The following is an 18,481-nucleotide window of genomic DNA, read 5'->3' on the forward strand; positions in this document are numbered from 1 at the left end:
GTACCACGTCCAGGGGAGGCCGCAACCCGCTGTGCTCCCCGGTGACGCACGCCTAGCGTCGAGCGTGACGACCGCAGAAGCGGACCGCCGCACACCGAGCGAGACAGCAAGGAGCACCACCGTGCCGCAGATCATCGAGACCGTCGACGTCACCGTCCCCGTGTCCGTCGCCTACAACCAGTGGACCCAGTTCGAGGAGTTCCCGCGCTTCCTGGACGAGGTCGAGTCGATCCAGCAGGTCACCGACACCCTCACCGTGTGGAAGGTGAAGGTCGGCCCCGTCGAGCGTGAGTTCGAAGCGAACATCACCGAGCAGCACCCCGACGAGCGCGTCGCCTGGACCAGCACGGGAGGCGAGACCGACCACGCCGGCGTCGTCACCTTCCACAAGCTCTCGGACAGCGAGACCCGCGTCACGGTCCAGCTCGACTGGGAGCCGAAAGGCTTCTTCGAGACCGTCGGCTCGCTAGTCGGAGCCGGCAGCCACGCCGTGAAGAAGGACCTCCAGAACTTCAAGGAGTACATCGAGAAGCAGGGTTCGCCCGACGGAGCCTGGCGCGGAGACGTCGAGGCCTGATCCTTCGGGGACGGACGCCCCGTGAGCAGAGGCTCCCCGTGAGCGGGCGCCCGCCCGCCTCCTCACGGGGCACCTACCCCGTCAGTGCCAGGCGCGCGCGTACTGCGGGGGAACGAGGTGGGCAGGAGCGCCGAGTTCGTGCGCCATCCTCACTGTCGCGTTCGGGTCGCGCAGCAGCTCGCGGGCGAGCAGCACCACGTCGGCGTCGCCCGCAGAGACGACACCCTCGGCCTGCTCGGCCGTGGTGATCAGCCCGACGGCGCCGACGAGGGCCCCTGTTGCGCGCTTGAGGTCGCGGGCGAACGGCACCTGGTAGAGCGGCGCGACCGGGATGCTCGTGCCTCCCACGAGACCGCCGGTCGAGACGTCGAAGAGGTCCACTCCCTCCGCGCGCGCCCACTCCGACACCTGGATCGTCTCCTCGAGCGTCCAGCCGCCCTTGGCCCAATCGGTCGCCGAGAAGCGCACGAGGAGGGGGAGATCGGCGATCTCGGCGCGGACGGCCCGGACGACGTCGAGGAGCAGGCGGGCGCGGTTCTCGAGCGACCCGCCGAAGTCGTCGTCGCGGTGGTTCGAGAGTGGCGAGAGGAACTGGTGCAGCAGGTAGCCGTGGGCGGCGTGGATCTCGATCACGTCGAAGCCGGCCTCGACGGCGCGGCGGGCGGAGGCGCGGAACGCTTCCACGACGCTCGGCAGCTCCTCTGCGCCCAGCGCGCGCGGGGTCGCATAGCCGTCGAAGGCGACAGCGGAGGGCGCGACAGCCTCCCAGCCGCCCGCGCTCGGCGGCACCGAACCCCGGCCGCTCCACTCTCGGTACGTCGACGCCTTGCGCCCCGCATGAGCGAGCTGCACCCCCGCCAACGCGCCCTGGGCGTGCACGAAGTCGACGATGGGCACCCAGGCGTCGCGTTGCTCGTCCGTCCACAGTCCGGTGTCCCACGGGCTGATGCGTCCCTCGGGGACGACTGCCGTCGCCTCCGCGATGACGACCCCCACGCCTCCGCGAGCGAGCGAGCCGAGGTGCACGAGGTGCCACGTCGCCGGCACGCCGTCCTGCTGCTCGACGGAGTACTGGCACATCGGCGCGGCCCAGAGCCGATTGCGCGCGGTGCGCGAGCGGAGGGTCAGCGGCTGGAAGAGGGCGGACGTGGTCATGTCACTCCTGTCGTTCGCCTCAGCGGGCCGCCACGCCCGCACGACACGTCGGTGCGCGCGGGGGTCGCCCGCCGAGGGGCGGTCAGCAGAGGTCAACCGGAGGCGGCGCCCGACTATGCCCGGGTCAGCGCGGCCAGCCTGTCCCGGGCGCGTCCTGCCAGACGCTGCTCGGCGGCACGAGCGACTCGAGCTCCTCGACGAGCGCGTCGGGGAGCTCGAGGGCGTCGTCGGCGACGAAGGCGTCGTAGTGCTCGGCCGAGGTGGCGCCGACCACCGTGGTCGTCACGCGCGGATCGCGCGTCGAGAACTGCAGCGCCGCGGCGGCCAACGGCACTCCGGCGCGCTGGCACGCCGCTCCCATCGCGGCCACGGCGTCGACGATCGCTGCCGCTGCCGGCGCGTAGGCGTAGGAGGTCACCGGCTCCGGCCAGCGCGCGAGGGCGCCGCCGCCATAGACGGCGGCGTTCACCACGACCATGCCGCGCGCGACGGACGCATCGATCAGCTCCTCGGAGGAGCGGTCGACCAGGGTGAATCGATTGTGGGTGATCACCGCATCGAAGAGCCCGGTGTTGACGTAGTGCCGCAGCATCGGCGCGGGGCCGCCGGAGATGCCGATCGAGAGCGCGACGCCCGCTTCCTTCATCGCCACGAGCGCGCGGACGGGGCCGTCCTCCTCGAACGCTTCGTCGTACGAGATGCGTTCAGGGTCGTGCAGGTACAGGAGCGGAAGCACGTCCATCCCGAGGCGCTCGCGGCTCTCGTCGAGGCTGCGCCGCATCCGCTCGGCCGAGTAGCTGCCCGTCGTCGGGTCTCGGTCGAGCTTGGTGACCACCGTGATCCCCTCCGGGACCCCTCCTCGTGCCCGCAGCGCATCGCCGATGAGGCGCTCGCTGGTTCCCCCGGCGTACTCGTTCGACGTGTCGATGACCGACACGGGGCGGTCGCCGGTCGTGGAGTCGAGCACCCGCTCGAGGGCGGGCACCCGGTCCAGGCCGCCCACGCGTTCTGGCCGCCAGGAGGTGCCGAGGGTCAGCCGGGTGACGGCGGCGCCCGACGGGCCGAAGGGTCGGAGCGCGGAGGTCTGGGAGGTCATGGTCCCACCCTGGCAGGAGCCGTCCACGCCGCGCAGGAGGGTCGCGTGGAGTCAGTGCACGAGCGTGCTCAGCCAGACCACGACGAAACCGAGCAGCGTCGTCGTCAGAGTGCCCAGGAGGCGTCGCCCGATCGGGCTCCCGCGCCGCGCCGACATCAGGTAGCCGAGCACCGCGAGGATGACGACTCCCGACGCGAGAGCGAGGTAGTAGGCCGTCCACTCGTCGAGCACGTTGAGGGGCCCGAGGGCGAGGAACGCCGCTGGCACGACCATGGCGGCGAGCATCCCGATCGAGTGACGGGCCGTGTCGCGCAGTGCCGCGAGGAACGTCTTCCCGTCGGGCTGGACCTCGGGGAGGCGCGAGAGTGTGCCCGCGTACAGGTGCGCGACCCAGAACACACTCACCGACCCCAGAAGGAACAGCAGCACGTCGAGGTCGGTGTCTTTGTCGAAGCCGACCGCGATCAGCGTGAGCGCGAGCACCGTGCCGTAGATCGTGCCCTCGGTACGCATGACGGCGCCGACGACTCCGACGGCGGCGACGCCTCCGCTCTGGGTGACGACGATGCGGCGGTCGGAGACGTTCGCTGCGTCGTCGAGGGGGGATGGTGCGGGGCGATCGGCGTGATCCACGCGGGCAGCCTTCCGTTGGGCTCGGATGTCGACCCACCCTAATCGGCGTACCCCCGCAGGGGAACGCCGCGGCGGCCGGGTTCAGCGTCGGGGCAGCCGTACACCGGCGAGTGCCGTCAGGGCGAGCAGAGCGAAGGCGGAGGCGAACGCGGCAGAGGGCGAGGCGGCGTCGGCGAGAGCGCCCGCGAGCAGCGGCCCGAGGACGCCGCCCAGGTCGGAGGCCGCCTGGAACACCGCGACCGGGGTGCCCCCGCGCCCGCCGGAGGCATCGCCCACGAGCGCGCCCGGGGCCGTCCCCATGAAGGCGGCGGCCGCACCGTACACGCACAGCAGCACCACGAGCAGCCAGAGTTCCGAGACGAACGGCATCGCCAGCATCGCGAGCGCGGCGGTCGCGAAGCCTCCGATCAGCGCCGGACGCCGCCCGACGGTGTCGACGAAGCGTCCGGCGGGCGCGAGCGCCATCGTCTGGACGACGGCGGCGATGGCGAAGGCCACTCCCGTCCACGCCGGTTGCCCGCCGAGTCCCTCGACGACCAGCACGGGGACGAGCGTCGCACGTACGCCCATCGCCGACCAGCCGAGCGCGAAGTTGGCGAGCACCGCGCTCTGGTAGCGGCGGTCGCGCACCACCTCGCGGAGGGTGCGCGCGTTCGCCGCGGCGCTCGCCGTGCCTCCGCGCTCGGGCTTCGCGAGGAGCATGAGCCCGACGAGGCCGGCGATCGCGAGGGTGCCCGCGTAGAAGAAGAACGGTGCGGTCAGCGAGATCGCGGTCAACACTCCGCCGACCGCAGGGCCGGCCATTCCGCCGAGCAGGAAGCCGCCCTGGTAGAAGCCGAGCGAGCGTCCTCGTCGCTCGGCCGGGGCAGTGCGCAGGAGGAGCGTCATCGCCGAGACGGTGAACATCGCTGAGCCGATGCCTCCGGTCCCGCGCAGCAGCAAGAGCTGCCCGTAGTCGCTGGCGACACCGACGAGTGCGCTCGAGACGGCGACGATGCCGATGCCGGTCGCGAGCACGACGCGCTCGCCGAGACGGTCGACCAGGGGGCCGACGAACGGGTTCGTGACCAGCCGCATGAGCGCGAACGCCGCCACGACCGCGCCGACGGCCGTGAAGTCGACGCCGAAGCTGCGGACGTAGGTCGGCAGGACCGGGACGACCACTCCGAAGCCGAGCATCACGAAGAAGGCGACGACCCCCAGCACCACGACATCGCGAGGGAGGCGCTCACCTCGCGTTCCGGCTCGCCTCGGGAATCGCACCCGACGACGCTACCCGCTCGTGCGCCTCCCGCCCAGCCCGGACGGTGTCGTGACGCTAGTGCAGCATGACGCTCTCGGAGTCGTAGAGGGCTTTCACCTCGGAGACGGTGAGGGCGCGGTCCCACACGCGCACTTTCGCGAGAGTGCCTCGTGCGAAGTTGCCGGCGCGGTCGGTGAGCTGGACGCCTCCGACGGTGAAGTCGCCGGGACGGGGGTTGAGGCCGGCCGAGAACAGATAGGGGTTCTTAGCGTAGCTGTTGCCGAGCTTGTCGGTGTACCGCGGGTAGGCGGTGGCGGTGCCGTCGAGGTACGAGATCGCCTGCGCTCCGTCGTAGGTGCCGATCTGCAACTGCCATGCGCCGCGCGTGATGGTGTCGCCCGAGGCGGAGTAGTCGCGCGAGTAGGGGTATCCGGGCGTCGTCCCGCCGGTGTGCGAGACGTGGAAGTTCGTGCGCTCCTTGCCGCCGTAGGTGCCGAGGTCGTAGAAGAGGCCGTACGAGCGCTGGGGGTCGCCGGCGTCCTCCCGCCAGGCTCCGGCGACGAAGCCGGTGTCGAGGTCGGTCGCGAAGACCCATGCGGCCACCGTCACGGTGTTCGCCGAGGTGCCGATGGCGAGGCGGCCCGTCTCGGCCGCGGGGAGGCGGAGGTAGCTCGACCCGGTCAGCGCGAGCCCGGTTCCCCAGGGGGTCGCGGTGCGCGTCGCGGCGGTGCGCCCGGCCTGCGCGAGGGGCAGATCTCCCGCGGTGCTGCGGAAGGGGGCTGCGCTCTCGGTGAAGTCCCACTCGGCGAGGGGCGCGGGTACCGCGGGCGGCGCGGTGGGGGTGACGGTCGGTGTCGGTGTCGGTGTCGGTGTCGGTGTCGGTGTTGCCGTCGGAGTCCCTCCCGCGTTGCGCACCGTCAGCCGGACGGACGCGCTCGCGCCGATGTTGCCCGCCGCGTCCCGTGCCCGTGCCGAGACCGAGTAGCTCGCATCCCGCCATGCCCTGGTGTCGGCCGCAAGGCCCCAGCTGCCGTCGGCTCGATGCGACGCGGTCCCGATCGCGACCGAGCCCGACCAGAAGTCGACCTGGGTCACCGCGACATCGTCCGTCGCCCTGGCGACGAGGGTCGTCGATCCCGACAGGAGGCTCCCCGACGCCGGCGCCGTGATCGTGACGCTCGGGGCAGTCCGGTCGACGGCAGCCGATGCCGGCGCCGCCGACAGGGTGGAGGAGACGACGGCGAACCCCAGCAGCGTCGCGACGCCCACGCGCCGAGAACGAGTCCCGACACCTCCGCGGGGCCGTCGGGTCGGCTCGCTCCTCTTCTCTCCAGAGGAGGCCCCGTAGTGAAGGCTGAGGTGTCGGGACATACTGAACGGCCTTCCGTCGCGAGGGGAGCGCAGACGGAGAGAGACGTTCGCGATTCCCCCGTAGCGACTCGTCTCCGGTGCAGTGTGCCGACCGTACTCCTCGCCATTCGGGCAGGAAGAGGGGGTTGACCTCTCGCCGTTTCAGACCCGGTGGCTACCGTTTCGCCGGGCCCGCACCGATCGCCCAGACCCGCGGGGGCAGCGCCCCGGACACCGCGTGATCTCCCACGATCCGCGCCTTGAACACCCACGGGTTGTGGCTTGCCGCCGTGCGCGCGTTACGCCAGTGCCGGTCCAGGTTCTTGCGCGTGCTGACCCCGGAGGCGCCGAGCGCGTCGAAGAGATCGGAGGTCGCGCGGGTGGCGAGCTGCGTCAGGATGATTTGCGCCTGCGCGGTCTCGAGCTCCGCGAGATCGTTGAGGTGCTCCTCCTCCTCGAGATCGTCGGCGAGCGCAGCGTCGTAGGCGCGCTGGAGGGAGTGGGCCGCCCGCTCGACGATCGCGGCGCCCGCGTAGGCGGCGGCGGAGACCTGGCCGACGATCTGCAGGATCTGCGGGTCGGCGGCGAAGGAGTCGGCGTTGCCGTGCGAGAAGATGCGCGTGCGAGCGCGCACCTCGGCCGCGATCTCGCGCTCGCCCGCAGCGATCGACCCGGCGAGCACGGCGAGCAGCACCGCCTGGTAGAACGCGGTCTGGTAGCGGAAGCGCGTCTCGAAGTCGATGACGTCCTCCGCGGCGACCACCGCGTCCCTGAAGGTGCTCGTGCCCGAGCCGGTCCCGCGCTGACCGAAGCCGTCCCAGTCGTCCGAGTGCTCGACTCCGCTCTGCCGGGCATCGACGATCGCGATGACCTTCTGCCCCGTGTCGCTGCGCTGGGCGAAGGCGTCGATCCAGTCGGCGAAGATACTGCCGGTCGAGTAGTACTTGGTGCCGTTCACGTGGAAGCGCGAGGGATCGCCTTCGATGGGGGTCACCTTCGTCAACACGTCGCCGATTGCGACGGCGCCGACCTCGGTCCAGGCGTTGCCGCCGAGCTGGCCGGCGGTGAAACGCTGGAGCCAGCGCTCACGCGTGCCGTCGGTGGCGAGGAGGCGGTCCTCGACGAGCGCGAAGTGCCCCCGCAACGCCTGCGGGATGTTCGAGTCGGCCGCGGCCAACTCGGTCAGCAGCCGAAACAGCTGCGGGAGGCTCGCCCCCGCGCCGCCCGCCTCGACCGGCACTCGCACCGCGCCGAACCCGGCGTCGGCCAGCGCTCGGATCTGTTCCGCGGGCAGCTCCCGCGCGCTCTCGCGGGCCGCGGCTCCCGCGGCGATCTCGGCGAACAGCGGCCTGAACCGCCCTGCCAGTTCCTCATAGTCGACGCTCGTTGCACTCATCGCCCCGACGCTAGCCCGCCTGCCCGAGGCCGCTCGTCTCGATGACCTCGCGTTACTCCGCACTCCCGGCTTCCTCGTCTCTTTGCCCGCCCGTCGCCCGCCGGACATCGGGGCGACACCCGGCGTCTTCCCACGCTGCCTAGCGTCACGGCATGGCGGCGGCGGTGAGCGGATGATCGAGCACGTCGATCCGTTCCTCGGCACGGAGGCGACCGCGCTCCCCGAGCCCACCGGGCTCGCCGCGACGTGGTGGTCGCCCAAGCCCCAGATCGGCAACACGCATCCGGGAGCGACGTACCCGCTGGGCATGGTCTCTGCGTGTTCCTACTCTGGCGCCTACCCCACGGGCTACGGCCGCTACGATCTCGCGCTCGAGGGCGTGCCGCCGACGCTGCACGACGGGCTGGTCGCCTCCGGGTTCACCCATTTCCAGCAGTCCGGCACCGGTGCGATCCGCAAGTACTACAACTATCTCCGAGTCACGCCGATGGTGGAGCCGCTCGACGAGCTGGGCCGGTCGTGGGCGCTTGAGGACGAGGTGGCCGAACCCGGCTACTACGCAGCCACCCTCTCCTCGGGGGTGCGTGCCGAGCTGACGGTGGGCCCGGCCTCGGCCGTGCACCGCTATACGTTCCCGGAGCATCGCAGCGCGCGCGTCGTCGTCGATCTGTCGATGGGCGGCCTCGCAATCGCATCCGGTGCCACCGTCCCGCTCCGCGCGCAGCTGCACTCGGTCTCTCCCGGAGTGGCCGCAGGAGAGGTCGTCATGGAGGGTGCGCCGCTCGCGGTGCATCTCGAGTGCGACGCGCTGCAGTGGCGGCAGATGCTCTGGTACGACCGCCGGCTGATGCCGGGCGGCACCCGGCTCGACTTCGACCACATCCGTCCGACGACCCTCCGCCCGTTCGGGTTGATGTGGGCCGGGCCGAGCGTGGCGGGCCAGACCGTCGAGCTGCGAATGGGCTTCTCGCTGAGGGGACCCGAGCGTGCCCGCGAGAACCTGCACCGCGACGTCCCGCCGACCGGGGGCGGCTTCGACCAGAGACGCGACCGCACCCGCAAGACCTGGCGCAAACGCCTGCGCACGATCGCCGTCGATACCCCCTCCGCTGAGCGCGAGACCGTGTTCTCCACCGCTCTCTACCACTCGCTCATCAAGCCGTGCCTGGCTCCCTCCGAGAGCCCTTTCTGGCCCTCCGACGGCCCGTTCGTCTTCGATATCAGCACGATGTGGGACATCTACCGGACGCAGCTGCCCCTCCTGAGCACCCTCGTACCGGAGCGCGCCGTCGAGATCGCCGCGGCCCTCCTCACCATCTGCGAGGAGGAGGGCAACTTCCCGATCGGCTATCGAATGGCGAAGGGAAGCGATCGGTTCTCTCGTCAGGGGAGCGCCCTCGCGCACACCTTCCTCGCCGATCTCTGCCGCCTCGGTCTGCCCGGCATCGACTGGGACGCGGCGCTCGTGCACATGGCCGAGGATCTCAAGCGGATGTACGGCGAGGAGTTCCTTGCGGCAGGCGAGGCGCATCCGATCAGCCATACCCTCGACCTGGCGCACGGCTACTGGTGCACCGCCGTCGTCGCCCGCCATGTCGGCGACCGAGAGCTCGCCGAGCAGCTGGAGCAGCGCGCGGCCCAGTGGGTCAACGCCTTCGATCTGCGCTCGGGCCTGCTCAAGGACTCCACGTACTACGAGGGCACCCGACACAACTACTCCTTCCGCCTGCTGCACGACATGGCGGGGCGTATCGCTCTGAGCGGTGGTGAGGAGGGGTTCGTCGCTCAACTCGACACCTTCTTCGGCTACGAGGCGGAGGCGGTCACTCAGCCGGGCCTGCGCCCCGACCGTGCCGAGATGCTCGCGGGCGCCGAGCTCGGGCGCTTCGAGGGGCTGAACAACGAGCCGGACATGGAGGCGCCGTGGGCGTACCACTACGCCGGTCGCCCTGATCGCACGGCGGAGATCGTGCACGGAGTCCTGCACCAGCGCTTCGGCACGGGTCGCGGCGGTCTGCCGGGCAACGACGACTCCGGAGGCCTCAGCTCATGGTTCGTCTGGGCGAGCCTGGGCCTGTTCCCGGTCGCGGGACAGGGCGTGGTGCTCGTCAACGCTCCCGCCTTCGCGCGCGCTTCGGTCGCCGTGGGCACGGCCGACTTCGAGATCCGCACGACCGGCTTCGTGGAGCCCGTCCCCGGCGGCCCTGTGCAGTACGTGCAGGCGGCCGAGCTCGATGGTGTCCCGCTTCTCTCGAGTTCCCTCGATCTCTCCGTCCTGCATCGTGGCGGCGAGCTGACGGTCCACCTCGGCGCGGAGCCGTCCGAGTGGGCGACCCGGCCCGAGCACCGCCCGCCGTCGTTTCCAGCGCCCCGGCGCTGACCACTACCCCTTTCGCCGATCAGGAGGAGCCCATGGACCAGAGCACGCACGCCCAGACGGTGCAGAACCGACTCGTGATCGTCGTCCGCGCCGATCCGGTGATCTGCGGCCACTCGGTGGAGGCGCGCAATATCGCCGAGACCGCTCTCGAGCGCGGTTTCGACGAGGTGCGCATCGTCACGTGGCCGATCGACCGCCTGGAGGCAGCCGGTCTCCCGCTCAAGCCGCAGGACGCGGTCCTGCCGTACAGCGACGGCATCGTGGTCGAGCGTCCCGGCCCCGTCGGCGACTACAAGGTGCCCGACGGACGCTGGACGGCCGGCATGACCGGCCGCCTCGTCGAGTTGTTCACCGACGGGGTGCCCACCGTCTGCCTCTCCCTCTATCTCAGTCCGCACACCCTCGTGGTGACGGATGCTCTGCGTGCCGCCTGGAGCACGGGCCTCCCTGTCGACGTCACGACCATCGCCGAGGCGGTCGGCTCCGATGTCACCAATGTCGTGCGTCGGGCCGTGGAGGAGGGGCGCCTGGGTGCTGCCGCGCACATCTTCTCCTCGTACCTCGCGCAGGACCACTGCGTTGCCGTCTCCGAGTACACACGCACCCTCGTCATCGAGGAGGCGGAGCGGGTCGACGCCACGCATGGCACCCGCTTCGCGCCCCAGCTGCGCGCGAGGGTCGGCATCTCCTACCCCGCGATCGACGCCGACGCCTATCTCGATCTCGAGCCCGCCGCCGTCGATGCGATCCTCCGTGCTCGCGGGCTGCGCCCTGGCGGCTATGTGCTCTTCCTCTCCAGGCTCACGGAGGCGAAGGGAGTCGAGGACCTCATCGCCGGCTATGAGCGCAGCCGAGTCCACGAGCAGCACGATCTGATCATCGCGGGCCGGGGCCCTCAGGAGGCGGAGCTGCGCCGCGTCGCTGCCGCCTCACCGCTCGCGCACCGCATCCGTTTCCTCGTCGACGTGGGCGACTCCGAGAAGCCCGCCCTGATGGCGGGGTGCTCGGCGTTCGTGCTGCCCAGCAAGCCCCGGCCCGAGTTCGTCGAGACCTTCGGCATCGCGCTCGCAGAGAAGATGCTCGCGGGAGGGGGACCCATCATCACGACGCTGACGGGAGGCATCGGCGAGGCGATCGGTGAGCACGCTTTCATCACGCCCGTCGAGGACCCGGACGCGATCGCCGCGCTGCTCGACCATGCGGTGCTCGAGCTCGACGAGGAGGAGCGTCGTCGGCGCTCGGAGGCTGCCCGCGCCTTCGCTCTGCAGTTCGATCGCCGCGTGGTCTTCGACCGTCTCTTCGCGCGAGTGGCCCGTCCGGTGCAACCCGAGCCGGCCCTGTGAGGGCTCTGGCGAGCGCTTGGCTGTAGTTCCTCGGGACGGTGCCGACCGGGGACGTGGGTGTGAAGACCTCCGGACCGCGCCGGACTCGGCGTCCCCCTCCTGCACGAGGCGTCCGCCATCTCCCGAGGAACTACGCTGAGCGCTCCTCCGCCTCCCGCGCCGCGGCCAGCGCGATGCGGTGCAGGACGAAGCGGAGGGTGAAGCTGCGGCGTTCGCCTACTCCCGAGACGCGCTGGGCCAGCACGCGGATGCCCAGAACCGCGACCACGCGCCACTCTTCGGCGGCGTCGCCGACGACGGCGGTGAAGACATCGCCGGAGGCGAGGGGTGGGACGGAGTCTGCCGTGGAGTCGAGCGGGGAGCTGGGCGGGCCTGGCGCGGGGTCGCCGGATGCCGCGGGATTCGTTGTCTCGATCGTCATGGCGCCGGCTCCTGGAGCGTGGCGGGCCTCTCGTGTCGAGATGGAGTGTCACGCGCCCGATCGCCGAGGCGTGGAGTTGCTCCGGCCTCGGCGATCGGTCATGCGTACGGCGCGAGGGTCGAGCCCGCCGAAACGACCCCCAGCCGCTCTCGAAGTGTAGGGGCGCTCACCTTACGACTCACCCGGAACTGGCGCGAATTGTCAACCTCTTGCGGGCGAGATCTAGAGGAGTGGCTGATCGGCCGCGTGGATCGGGCCTGACGCATCCCATGACGCCCTCGACGCGACGCTCTGAGTCAGGCGGCGGGTTCGGCCCGGCGCAGGGGGACGGCCTGCGTTGCGGTCGGCTCCGGGACGATGCGCAGGCCGGCGCCGCTGTTGGCGCGCTCCATGAGAGCCTCCACCCACTCGGGGTTGATCGTGGGCTGGCGGCTGCCCTTGAACTCGAACTGGATCGGGATCGTGGGGTGCATCCAGACGCCGCGACGGCCGGTGCCCGCCTGCGGGCTGGCGTCCAGTGTGAGCAGGAAACGCTCGTCACGACGGAACTTGTTGACGATGACGATCTGGAGGTGGGCGAGGGCTCGATCCTCGACCTCCATGGCGGCGGGCGGCGTGCCGTACAGGATGTTTCCCATGGTGGTCTCCGATCGATCGAGCGTGCGCTGGTACGCCACCACTGTATCGCTAGTTTGACTCTCTACTAGAGAAGCTAGTTACTTCGAGACATCGCTCATTCGATTGCGACCCTCGCCAAAGGACCGATCGCGCGGAGCCGTCGAGGTCTCGGTCAGGCGCGACGGCGCTCGTGCGCCGTGTCCGGCCGCTCGGCGTCGAAGTCCGTGTCGCTCGCCGCGTCGGACAGGCGTGCTGGATCGCTCGACTCCGCAGGCAACTCGACGATCTCGCGCATCGTGTCGAGGAAGCGGATCACGGTGCCTGCCTCTGAGGGGTTGAGGCGCTCGGCGGCCTCCAGCATCCGACGATGCATCTCGTCGAGAGTCGCGCGCACCTCCCGATGCGAGGCGGCAGTGGCCACGATGCGAATCGCACGCCGATCGCTCGGGTGCGGCTCGCGGACGACGTGTCCGCTCTTGACCAAGCGATCGATGAGGACGGTCGTCGACGCGGAGGAGATGCCGAGGTAGGCGGCCAGGTCTTTCGGGCTGACGTGCTCGCCCTTCTGCTGACGGCGCATGAGGAACTGCACGGCGAGCAGATCGTTCTCGCCCATGCCCATCGAGCCGCGGGTGCGGCGACGCATCGCTGCCTCCGCCGTGCGGAAGGCGCGCATCGAGGCGAGGACTTCGACGGCTCCCGGCTCGGTCGCCTCTCCCGAGTACCAGAAGGCCCCGGAGAGCTTCTGCGTGACCTCGTCCATGACGGACAGTCTAGACAATCGTGTAGCAAGAAGATCTAGTGATGCCAAACCCCCTCCAGACCCTTGCCTCCGATCGCCAGACACCGCTAAGAAGACGGTAGCTAGTCAGATGAACTAGCTATCTGCCGCACAGCGGACGACGAATCGGAGGTCGCGGTGCTCGAGCAGCTCGAACCGCTAGCGTCTCCGGAGAACGAGAGTGGGGGCGTCGACCCCCTCCTCGGCGCCACCGTCGACGGTCGCTACCTCCTCCTCGAGCGGATAGGAGAAGGAGGCAGCTCCACCGTCTACCGTGCTCGCGACATCCGTCTTGCCCGGGCCGTCGCGGTCAAGGTCTACCGTTCACCCGCCGACACTCCGAACGAGCGTTCGCGACGAGATCGCGAAGTGCGCTTGCTCATCGACTCCCGCCACCCCTCCGTCGTCGACATCCTCGACCAGGGAGTCATCGACCGTGCCGGCGCCGAATCCTCGCCGCCTTGGGGCGAGGGTGAGCTCGCGTACCTCGCTCTGGAGTACTTCGATCGCGCCGATCCGGCCGCCGCCTGGTTCTCCTCCGGGGACGAGAGCCTGATCGCCGAGGTCGGCGCCCAGCTCGCCGACGCCCTCGCGCACCTCCACGCCCAGAACATCCTGCACCGCGATGTCAAGCCCGAGAACGTACTCGTGCGCTCACGGCCGACACCCGCGGGCGCCTTCCTGCACGAGGCGAAGCTCAGCGACTTCGGCATCGCCCGCTCGGTCGACGACGCGCGGCTCACCCGCTCCGACCTGCTGGTCGGCACCGCCGCATACCTCAGCCCTGAGAGCCTGGGCTCGGGAGCCGTCGGGCCGGCATCGGACGTCTACTCCCTCGGTCTGGTGTTGCTCGAGGCGGTCTCCGGGCAGCGTGCCTACACGGGCACGACCCTCGAGATCTCGCTCCAACGCCTGCATCACGCGCCCGTGATCCCCTCGACGGTGCCCGAGCGGTGGCGCGAGCTGCTCGCGGCGACGACAGATCTCGACCCCGCGGCACGACCCTCCGCAGAGGATGTCGCCCGCGGGTTGCGGGCCATTCTCGAACAGGCGCCTTCTGTGGAGCCCGCGCGCTCGGGACTGTACGGCGCGATGGCCCTCACCGCCGCTGCGGCCGTCGGAGCGGTCTGCGCGCTGTCGCTCACGGGCTGGCTGGGCTGAGCACGCTCCCGCCTGCCCGCTCGCCGAGGAGCGCAGTTCGGTCCCAGGCTCCCCCCACGACGCTGCCCTAGAGTCGTTCTGTCCTCGACCGACGCCGACCCTCCGCACAGCGCGGACCCGAACGGAGCCGATCCCGTGAGCCCCCGCCGCCTCTTCCTCCTGCTCTCGGTCGTGGAGACGGCCACATGGACCCTGCTCATCGCGGCCATGCTGCTCACGTACGTCGCCCGCGTCGGCGGCGGGCCCGTGAGCGTCGCCGGACCGATCCACGGCTTCGCGTTCCTCGCCTATGGCGCGGCAGCCCTGGTCCTGGCGGTCAACCAGCGCTGGTCGGCGGGGGCGACGGTGCTCGCGCTCGTCAGTGCCGTGCTGCCGTACGCGACGATCCCGCTCGAGCGCGGCTTCGAACGCCGGGGCCTGCTCGAGGGCGCATGGCGACGGGAGGCGACCGCCGACCCGCGCGACGACCGTGCACTCGAGCGCCTCCTCCGCTGGGCGCTCGCGCGACCGGCACTCGCCGGGGCGCTCGTACTCGCGCTCGTGGCAGGGGTGTTCGCGGCGCTGCTCGCAGTGGGGCCGCCCGGAGGCGGACGGGCCTGAGGCGTCCGCGTCACCTAGGGTGTGTCTCCTCATGGGCGATCGGTCGGTGGCCGATTGACGCTTGGAATCGGATGAGATAGCCGTCAGGATCGGTGACGAGGAACTGCTGAACGCCGGCTTCGGTGCGTTCGTCGATGCAGTACCACTTCGTCTCAGGTTCCATGGCATCACCTCTACATGCTCTGAGAGCATGTGCGGACCGACCCGAAACGGGCCGGTCCGAACGAGGGGGAGAACCCCTTCGACCCCCCCGGAACTGCTCAGCCGCGGTCGTGAAGAGCGCCAGCGAGACTTCTCTCCGCGGCCGCCGGCCGTCGCGACCGCCAAACCAGCGTCGAGACGGCGGCGAGCCCGAAAAGGCCCGCCACCCCGGCGAAGATGGTCAGAAGCCAGCCCGGGCCCACCACCACCGCTGCGCCGGACGCGTTCGTGAACGTGCACTCAAGGCCGAGCGGGAAGGCGCTGATCCGCGCTCGGACGTCCCAATCCGCGCTGTCGTCAGGACTCGTCAACGGTTGAGCGATGTCCGACAGGCAGGACCCTTCCATCGTCCGAGCCTCGTACAAGCCACCCGCTACTGGCAAGGCGAACAAACCCGCCAGGAGCAGGAGCCAGACCGCGAGGATGATCCGAGCGCGCGTCGTCATCCTCTCGGCCACCTTTGCCGGTACTTCTTTCCCGCCCGGATGTTGCGGTTCTCGATCACGCCGACAACGGCCAAGCTCACGGCCACGGCCAGTATCAGCGCCCACCCGACCACGTTGAACCATTCACCCATGAACGCGCCGTAGGTCTGCTCGCCCGCGATCGCGAAGAGCATCAGCGACAGCCCGAACCACACCACCCCGTTCGAAATCAGCGCTGCACGAGCGAGCTTGGTGCGGGGCTTGGACATGACCAAACCCTCCCACCGGCACCTGTGGTTGTCCAGGAAGATGATCCGTCGCAGCGACGAACGGCGAAGTGCCGGGGCAGTCTGTGAAGACCTGCCCCGGCACTTCGCCGTTCGTCTTTCTGAAACCGATCTAGCAGGGAGTCAGCTGTGTGAAGGTGCCTGTTCCCTTCCCCTGCGACTGCCAGCACTTCGCGGGAACAGACCAGTTTCGGCTTGCACTCAGGGTCGTTCGAGTCATTGGGGTGGAAATCGGCCAGGAGCCGGCGTAGACCCCCATGCAGTCGGTCAGTGCCATTCCCGACCCGGCGATTGACGTGCAGAACGAGTCTGACACCGCCTGTACGACGCCGGTGGCGATGCTGGTCGTCCTGGTACCTCGAGGGGCCGACAGCCAGATGATCACGCCGTAACTGCCGTTAGCGGCCTGGATATTCTGCGGGTATCGCATTCCGATCGCCATCGAGTTGCGGTTGCAGGGGTCGCTCAGGTCGTTGATGTCCGCGTACGCGCCGACCGTGCTGTGGCTGGCTGCCGAGTAGTCCGGCTTGTAAAGCGCCCAGTTCCAGTTGTAGTTCACCGCCCACATGTTCTCCTTGTATCCCGTGCCACAGTTCGGTCGGGACGCCGTGTCGGACGGGCGTGAGGAGTCCGTGAGGTCGATCTGGAACTCGGCTCCGAAGCCGCTCGGCATCTGCGCCGGCACGCTGCCGCTGTGCCACCAGTAGCTCGTCAGAATGTCTGCACGACCGTTCTGGTTCGTGATCTGGCCCTCTGCGTCATTCGGTCTCCAGTCGCCAGCGGCGGCTCGCATCATGACGTTGTCTGCATCGGTTGGGGGAGTAGCGACGTCCTGCACCTGGGCAGACGGAGTAGCCAGGGGAGCATCGAATACGACCGCACCAGGATCAAGCGCCGCGGTACGCGCCTGAGCCCGCTGCTGCGCCTGCTCGATGGGCATTTCGATCACAACTCCTGTGACCTCGGGCTGGGTGCCGAAGCGCTCGGAGAACCCTGCGAGGTAGGTGTCAGCACTCTGATCAGGAGAAGGCGAATACTCGCCCTCGATATCCCCGTTGTCGAAGCTATACGCGACGACAGGCGTCCCCAGTCCCGACGCGAACGACACCGCGTCCTTCAGCTTCACCGCGTGCGCGAGAGGCAATGTGACTCTTGTGGCCCGAATCTTTTGCGGGTTGCTCGACGCAGTGACATTCGGTTTCGCAGACGCGGCGTAGACCGGGCTACCTCCCGCCACTACCGCCAACGCCAGCCCAATGGCAACAGTCGCCTTCATATGCTTCTTCACACGCTGCTCTTTCCCCAGTAGGGGGTCCGCGACCGGACCCCGCCCCCATGACGCGGAGATCCCGCTCAAGCGTGAACCTACCCGCCGGTACCTAGGCGTGTCTAGGTGAAATCTAGCCGTGGCTAGGAAGGTTGAACCCCGCCGTGTGTCGAAAACCGTCGCTCTAGGATTAGCGCATCAGCCCCCGCATTCCCCGCAAGCTGCTGGCCATCCTCGTCGTCGCCGACATTCCCGGTCAGATGCTCGACTAGGAGGACCGTCGCTCGTGCCGCTCACCTTCGCCGTCTGCGCAGGCTGCGTGGCTCACTGCCTACGCAGGGGTCGTCATCGGCGGGCTGGCGTTCGGGGCCGGCCTGTTCGCCGTCCCCATGATTGTCGGGATGTTTGTCGTGCAGCTCGCCGCAAAGGGTCGGAGGCGTCGACCAAGCCGACCGCCCGATAACGATCAGTTTCGAGCGATTGAGGGAACCTACAAAACCGGCACCCACAGGTAAGAATGCCCGTCGCGCCGGTCACCGCGACAGACTGGCCTCATAAACTTGCCGCATGAGCGCGCCGAATCTCCGACAAATCGCACCATCGCTGTACCTCCTGCGTCTTGAAGGTCCGGCTCACCTGCTCAACGTCTACATCTGGGACGAACCTGACGGCGTGACGCTCATCGACACTGGGTGGGCGTCCAGCGCGCGCGACATCGAAGCCGCACTCCACACCGTCGTCCGCTCACGGAGCGACGTGCGACGAATCATCCTGACCCACTTCCATAATGACCACACCGGGTCGGCATCTGAGATAGCGGCCTGGGGTGACGTTGAAGTCATCGCAGGGCGTGGTGACGTGGCTTTCATCGAGGGAACACAGCGGGGCCCGATTGCAGCCCTCACGAGCAAAGAGATCGCCCTAATAGGCGAGGTAGCCGAGCCTCCCCATGGGCCAGCCTGCAACGTCAGCCGAACCGTGAGTGATGGGGATGTTCTCGACTTCGCGGGCGGGGCACGCATCATTGCGGTGCCCGGACATACCCCAGGAAGCATTGCCGTCTATCTGCCCGAAGCATCTGCAATCCTGACCGGTGACGCCGTTGCTGAACTCAATGGCAATGTCATTGTGGGTATCTTCAACACCGATCGCGACTCGGCTGTGCGATCCCTCCGCGCACTCTCTGCAACAGGCGCAGAGGCAGCGGGTTACGGCCATGGCGAGCCGTCCCTTGCCAATGCCCACCAACACATCGCGACTGCACTCGACTTGTTTGCAGATGACCCGACCGGCGAGGATCGCGCTTGAAGTCGCGGACCGTGGATTCACGCGCCCCCACCGAGGGACTCGCGTCCACCGTCCCGAAACTCTGGCCCGAAACTGATCGTCCCGTAAACAGGTTTCGATACGGCACACGTTTGCGGCGGGTCCATCGCTGTGAATCGCGGAGATAACTGTCGTGGTTGTCGCGCTGCTTCGTGTTCACGACGCGGCCGGGTTCCGCGGACATGCGAGACGCGATGCACTGAGCGCCTTGACGGATTGTG

General features: G+C 69.3%; 18 protein-coding genes. 6 read left to right on the forward strand and 12 right to left on the reverse strand.

Annotation, left to right across the window (positions count from 1 at the left end; all coding sequences use genetic code 11):
* Positions 1-121: 121 nt before the first annotated feature.
* Entirely contained in the window at positions 122-577 is a 456-nt protein-coding gene (locus ITJ45_RS11855; RefSeq protein WP_194610095.1) for an SRPBCC family protein, read from the forward strand.
* Positions 578-658: 81 nt separating this feature from the next.
* On the opposite strand, the gene ITJ45_RS11860 is transcribed toward ITJ45_RS11855, so the two are convergent.
* The 6 genes from ITJ45_RS11860 to ITJ45_RS11885 form a co-directional block, all read right to left on the reverse strand.
* Positions 659-1,732: an NADH:flavin oxidoreductase/NADH oxidase gene (locus ITJ45_RS11860; RefSeq protein ID WP_194610093.1), complete on the reverse strand. Its 1,074-nt coding sequence runs from the start codon at positions 1,730-1,732 to the stop codon at positions 659-661.
* Between the two features lie 124 nt (positions 1,733-1,856).
* On the reverse strand, positions 1,857-2,828 hold the full coding sequence (locus ITJ45_RS11865) for an aldo/keto reductase (RefSeq protein ID WP_194610091.1): 972 nt from the start codon (positions 2,826-2,828) through the stop codon (positions 1,857-1,859).
* Between the two features lie 51 nt (positions 2,829-2,879).
* Complete coding sequence (locus ITJ45_RS11870; RefSeq protein WP_194610089.1) at positions 2,880-3,461, reverse strand: hypothetical protein; 582 nt, start codon at positions 3,459-3,461, stop codon at positions 2,880-2,882.
* An 81-nt stretch (positions 3,462-3,542) separates the two neighbouring features.
* On the reverse strand, positions 3,543-4,724 hold the full coding sequence (locus ITJ45_RS11875) for an MFS transporter (protein ID WP_323743003.1): 1,182 nt from the start codon (positions 4,722-4,724) through the stop codon (positions 3,543-3,545).
* Positions 4,725-4,779: 55 nt separating this feature from the next.
* Positions 4,780-5,973, reverse strand: a complete 1,194-nt coding sequence (locus tag ITJ45_RS11880; protein ID WP_194610087.1) for an Ig-like domain-containing protein — start codon at positions 5,971-5,973, stop codon at positions 4,780-4,782.
* A 256-nt stretch (positions 5,974-6,229) separates the two neighbouring features.
* A complete protein-coding gene (locus ITJ45_RS11885) occupies positions 6,230-7,450 on the reverse strand; it encodes an acyl-CoA dehydrogenase family protein (RefSeq protein WP_194610085.1) in 1,221 nt (406 codons plus the stop codon).
* A 172-nt stretch (positions 7,451-7,622) separates the two neighbouring features.
* On the opposite strand from ITJ45_RS11885, the gene ITJ45_RS11890 reads away from it, so the two are divergent.
* Together ITJ45_RS11890 and ITJ45_RS11895 are read left to right on the forward strand one after the other, a co-directional pair.
* A complete protein-coding gene (locus ITJ45_RS11890) occupies positions 7,623-9,830 on the forward strand; it encodes a glycoside hydrolase domain-containing protein (RefSeq protein ID WP_194610084.1) in 2,208 nt (735 codons plus the stop codon).
* 32 nt (positions 9,831-9,862) lie between these two features.
* Positions 9,863-11,173: a glycosyltransferase gene (locus ITJ45_RS11895; protein ID WP_194610082.1), complete on the forward strand. Its 1,311-nt coding sequence runs from the start codon at positions 9,863-9,865 to the stop codon at positions 11,171-11,173.
* A gap of 130 nt (positions 11,174-11,303) precedes the next feature.
* Here the strand turns inward: ITJ45_RS11895 and ITJ45_RS11900 are convergent, their stop codons facing one another.
* From ITJ45_RS11900 to ITJ45_RS11910, 3 genes are all read right to left on the reverse strand, one after another.
* Positions 11,304-11,594 (reverse strand): hypothetical protein, encoded by a 291-nt coding sequence (locus ITJ45_RS11900; RefSeq protein ID WP_194610080.1) that lies wholly within the window; start codon positions 11,592-11,594, stop codon positions 11,304-11,306.
* Between the two features lie 296 nt (positions 11,595-11,890).
* Positions 11,891-12,232: an ATP-dependent DNA ligase gene (locus tag ITJ45_RS11905; RefSeq protein ID WP_194610078.1), complete on the reverse strand. Its 342-nt coding sequence runs from the start codon at positions 12,230-12,232 to the stop codon at positions 11,891-11,893.
* 152 nt (positions 12,233-12,384) lie between these two features.
* On the reverse strand, positions 12,385-12,975 hold the full coding sequence (locus ITJ45_RS11910; protein WP_194610076.1) for a MarR family winged helix-turn-helix transcriptional regulator: 591 nt from the start codon (positions 12,973-12,975) through the stop codon (positions 12,385-12,387).
* 156 nt (positions 12,976-13,131) lie between these two features.
* Here ITJ45_RS11910 and ITJ45_RS11915 point away from each other — a divergent pair, with 156 nt between their 5' ends.
* Entirely contained in the window at positions 13,132-14,154 is a 1,023-nt protein-coding gene (locus tag ITJ45_RS11915; protein WP_194610074.1) for a serine/threonine-protein kinase, read from the forward strand.
* Between the two features lie 135 nt (positions 14,155-14,289).
* The gene (locus ITJ45_RS11920; protein ID WP_194610072.1) at positions 14,290-14,754 is read left to right on the forward strand and encodes a DUF3817 domain-containing protein; all 465 of its coding nucleotides are present in this window, start codon (positions 14,290-14,292) and stop codon (positions 14,752-14,754) included.
* A 260-nt stretch (positions 14,755-15,014) separates the two neighbouring features.
* Here the strand turns inward: ITJ45_RS11920 and ITJ45_RS11925 are convergent, their stop codons facing one another.
* The 3 genes from ITJ45_RS11925 to ITJ45_RS11935 form a co-directional block, all read right to left on the reverse strand.
* Complete coding sequence (locus ITJ45_RS11925) at positions 15,015-15,401, reverse strand: hypothetical protein (RefSeq protein WP_194610070.1); 387 nt, start codon at positions 15,399-15,401, stop codon at positions 15,015-15,017.
* The gene (locus ITJ45_RS11930; protein WP_194610068.1) at positions 15,398-15,649 is read right to left on the reverse strand and encodes a hypothetical protein; all 252 of its coding nucleotides are present in this window, start codon (positions 15,647-15,649) and stop codon (positions 15,398-15,400) included. The genes ITJ45_RS11925 and ITJ45_RS11930 overlap by 4 nt, the downstream gene beginning before the upstream one ends.
* Positions 15,650-15,779: 130 nt before the next feature.
* Positions 15,780-16,943, reverse strand: coding sequence for a hypothetical protein (locus tag ITJ45_RS11935; RefSeq protein WP_194610066.1), 1,164 nt, complete (start codon positions 16,941-16,943; stop codon positions 15,780-15,782).
* A gap of 558 nt (positions 16,944-17,501) precedes the next feature.
* Here ITJ45_RS11935 and ITJ45_RS11940 point away from each other — a divergent pair.
* On the forward strand, positions 17,502-18,242 hold the full coding sequence (locus ITJ45_RS11940; protein WP_194610064.1) for an MBL fold metallo-hydrolase: 741 nt from the start codon (positions 17,502-17,504) through the stop codon (positions 18,240-18,242).
* The last annotated feature ends 239 nt before the right edge of the window (positions 18,243-18,481 follow it).

It is taken from the genome of Rathayibacter sp. VKM Ac-2879 (assembly GCF_015351245.1).
GTDB lineage: Bacteria > Actinomycetota > Actinomycetes > Actinomycetales > Microbacteriaceae > Rathayibacter.

Coding starts and splice junctions, on each gene's coding strand:
- ITJ45_RS11930 (WP_194610068.1), bottom strand. CDS start 15,649: ATGTCCAAGCCCCGCACCAAGCTCGCTCGTGCAGCGCTGATTTCGAAC.
- ITJ45_RS11885 (WP_194610085.1), bottom strand. CDS start 7,450: ATGAGTGCAACGAGCGTCGACTATGAGGAACTGGCAGGGCGGTTCAGG.
- ITJ45_RS11925 (WP_194610070.1), bottom strand. CDS start 15,401: ATGACGACGCGCGCTCGGATCATCCTCGCGGTCTGGCTCCTGCTCCTG.
- ITJ45_RS11900 (WP_194610080.1), bottom strand. CDS start 11,594: ATGACGATCGAGACAACGAATCCCGCGGCATCCGGCGACCCCGCGCCA.
- ITJ45_RS11935 (WP_194610066.1), bottom strand. CDS start 16,943: ATGAAGGCGACTGTTGCCATTGGGCTGGCGTTGGCGGTAGTGGCGGGA.
- ITJ45_RS11940 (WP_194610064.1), top strand. CDS start 17,502: ATGAGCGCGCCGAATCTCCGACAAATCGCACCATCGCTGTACCTCCTG.
- ITJ45_RS11860 (WP_194610093.1), bottom strand. CDS start 1,732: ATGACCACGTCCGCCCTCTTCCAGCCGCTGACCCTCCGCTCGCGCACC.
- ITJ45_RS11910 (WP_194610076.1), bottom strand. CDS start 12,975: ATGGACGAGGTCACGCAGAAGCTCTCCGGGGCCTTCTGGTACTCGGGA.
- ITJ45_RS11905 (WP_194610078.1), bottom strand. CDS start 12,232: ATGGGAAACATCCTGTACGGCACGCCGCCCGCCGCCATGGAGGTCGAG.
- ITJ45_RS11895 (WP_194610082.1), top strand. CDS start 9,863: ATGGACCAGAGCACGCACGCCCAGACGGTGCAGAACCGACTCGTGATC.
- ITJ45_RS11865 (WP_194610091.1), bottom strand. CDS start 2,828: ATGACCTCCCAGACCTCCGCGCTCCGACCCTTCGGCCCGTCGGGCGCC.
- ITJ45_RS11890 (WP_194610084.1), top strand. CDS start 7,623: ATGATCGAGCACGTCGATCCGTTCCTCGGCACGGAGGCGACCGCGCTC.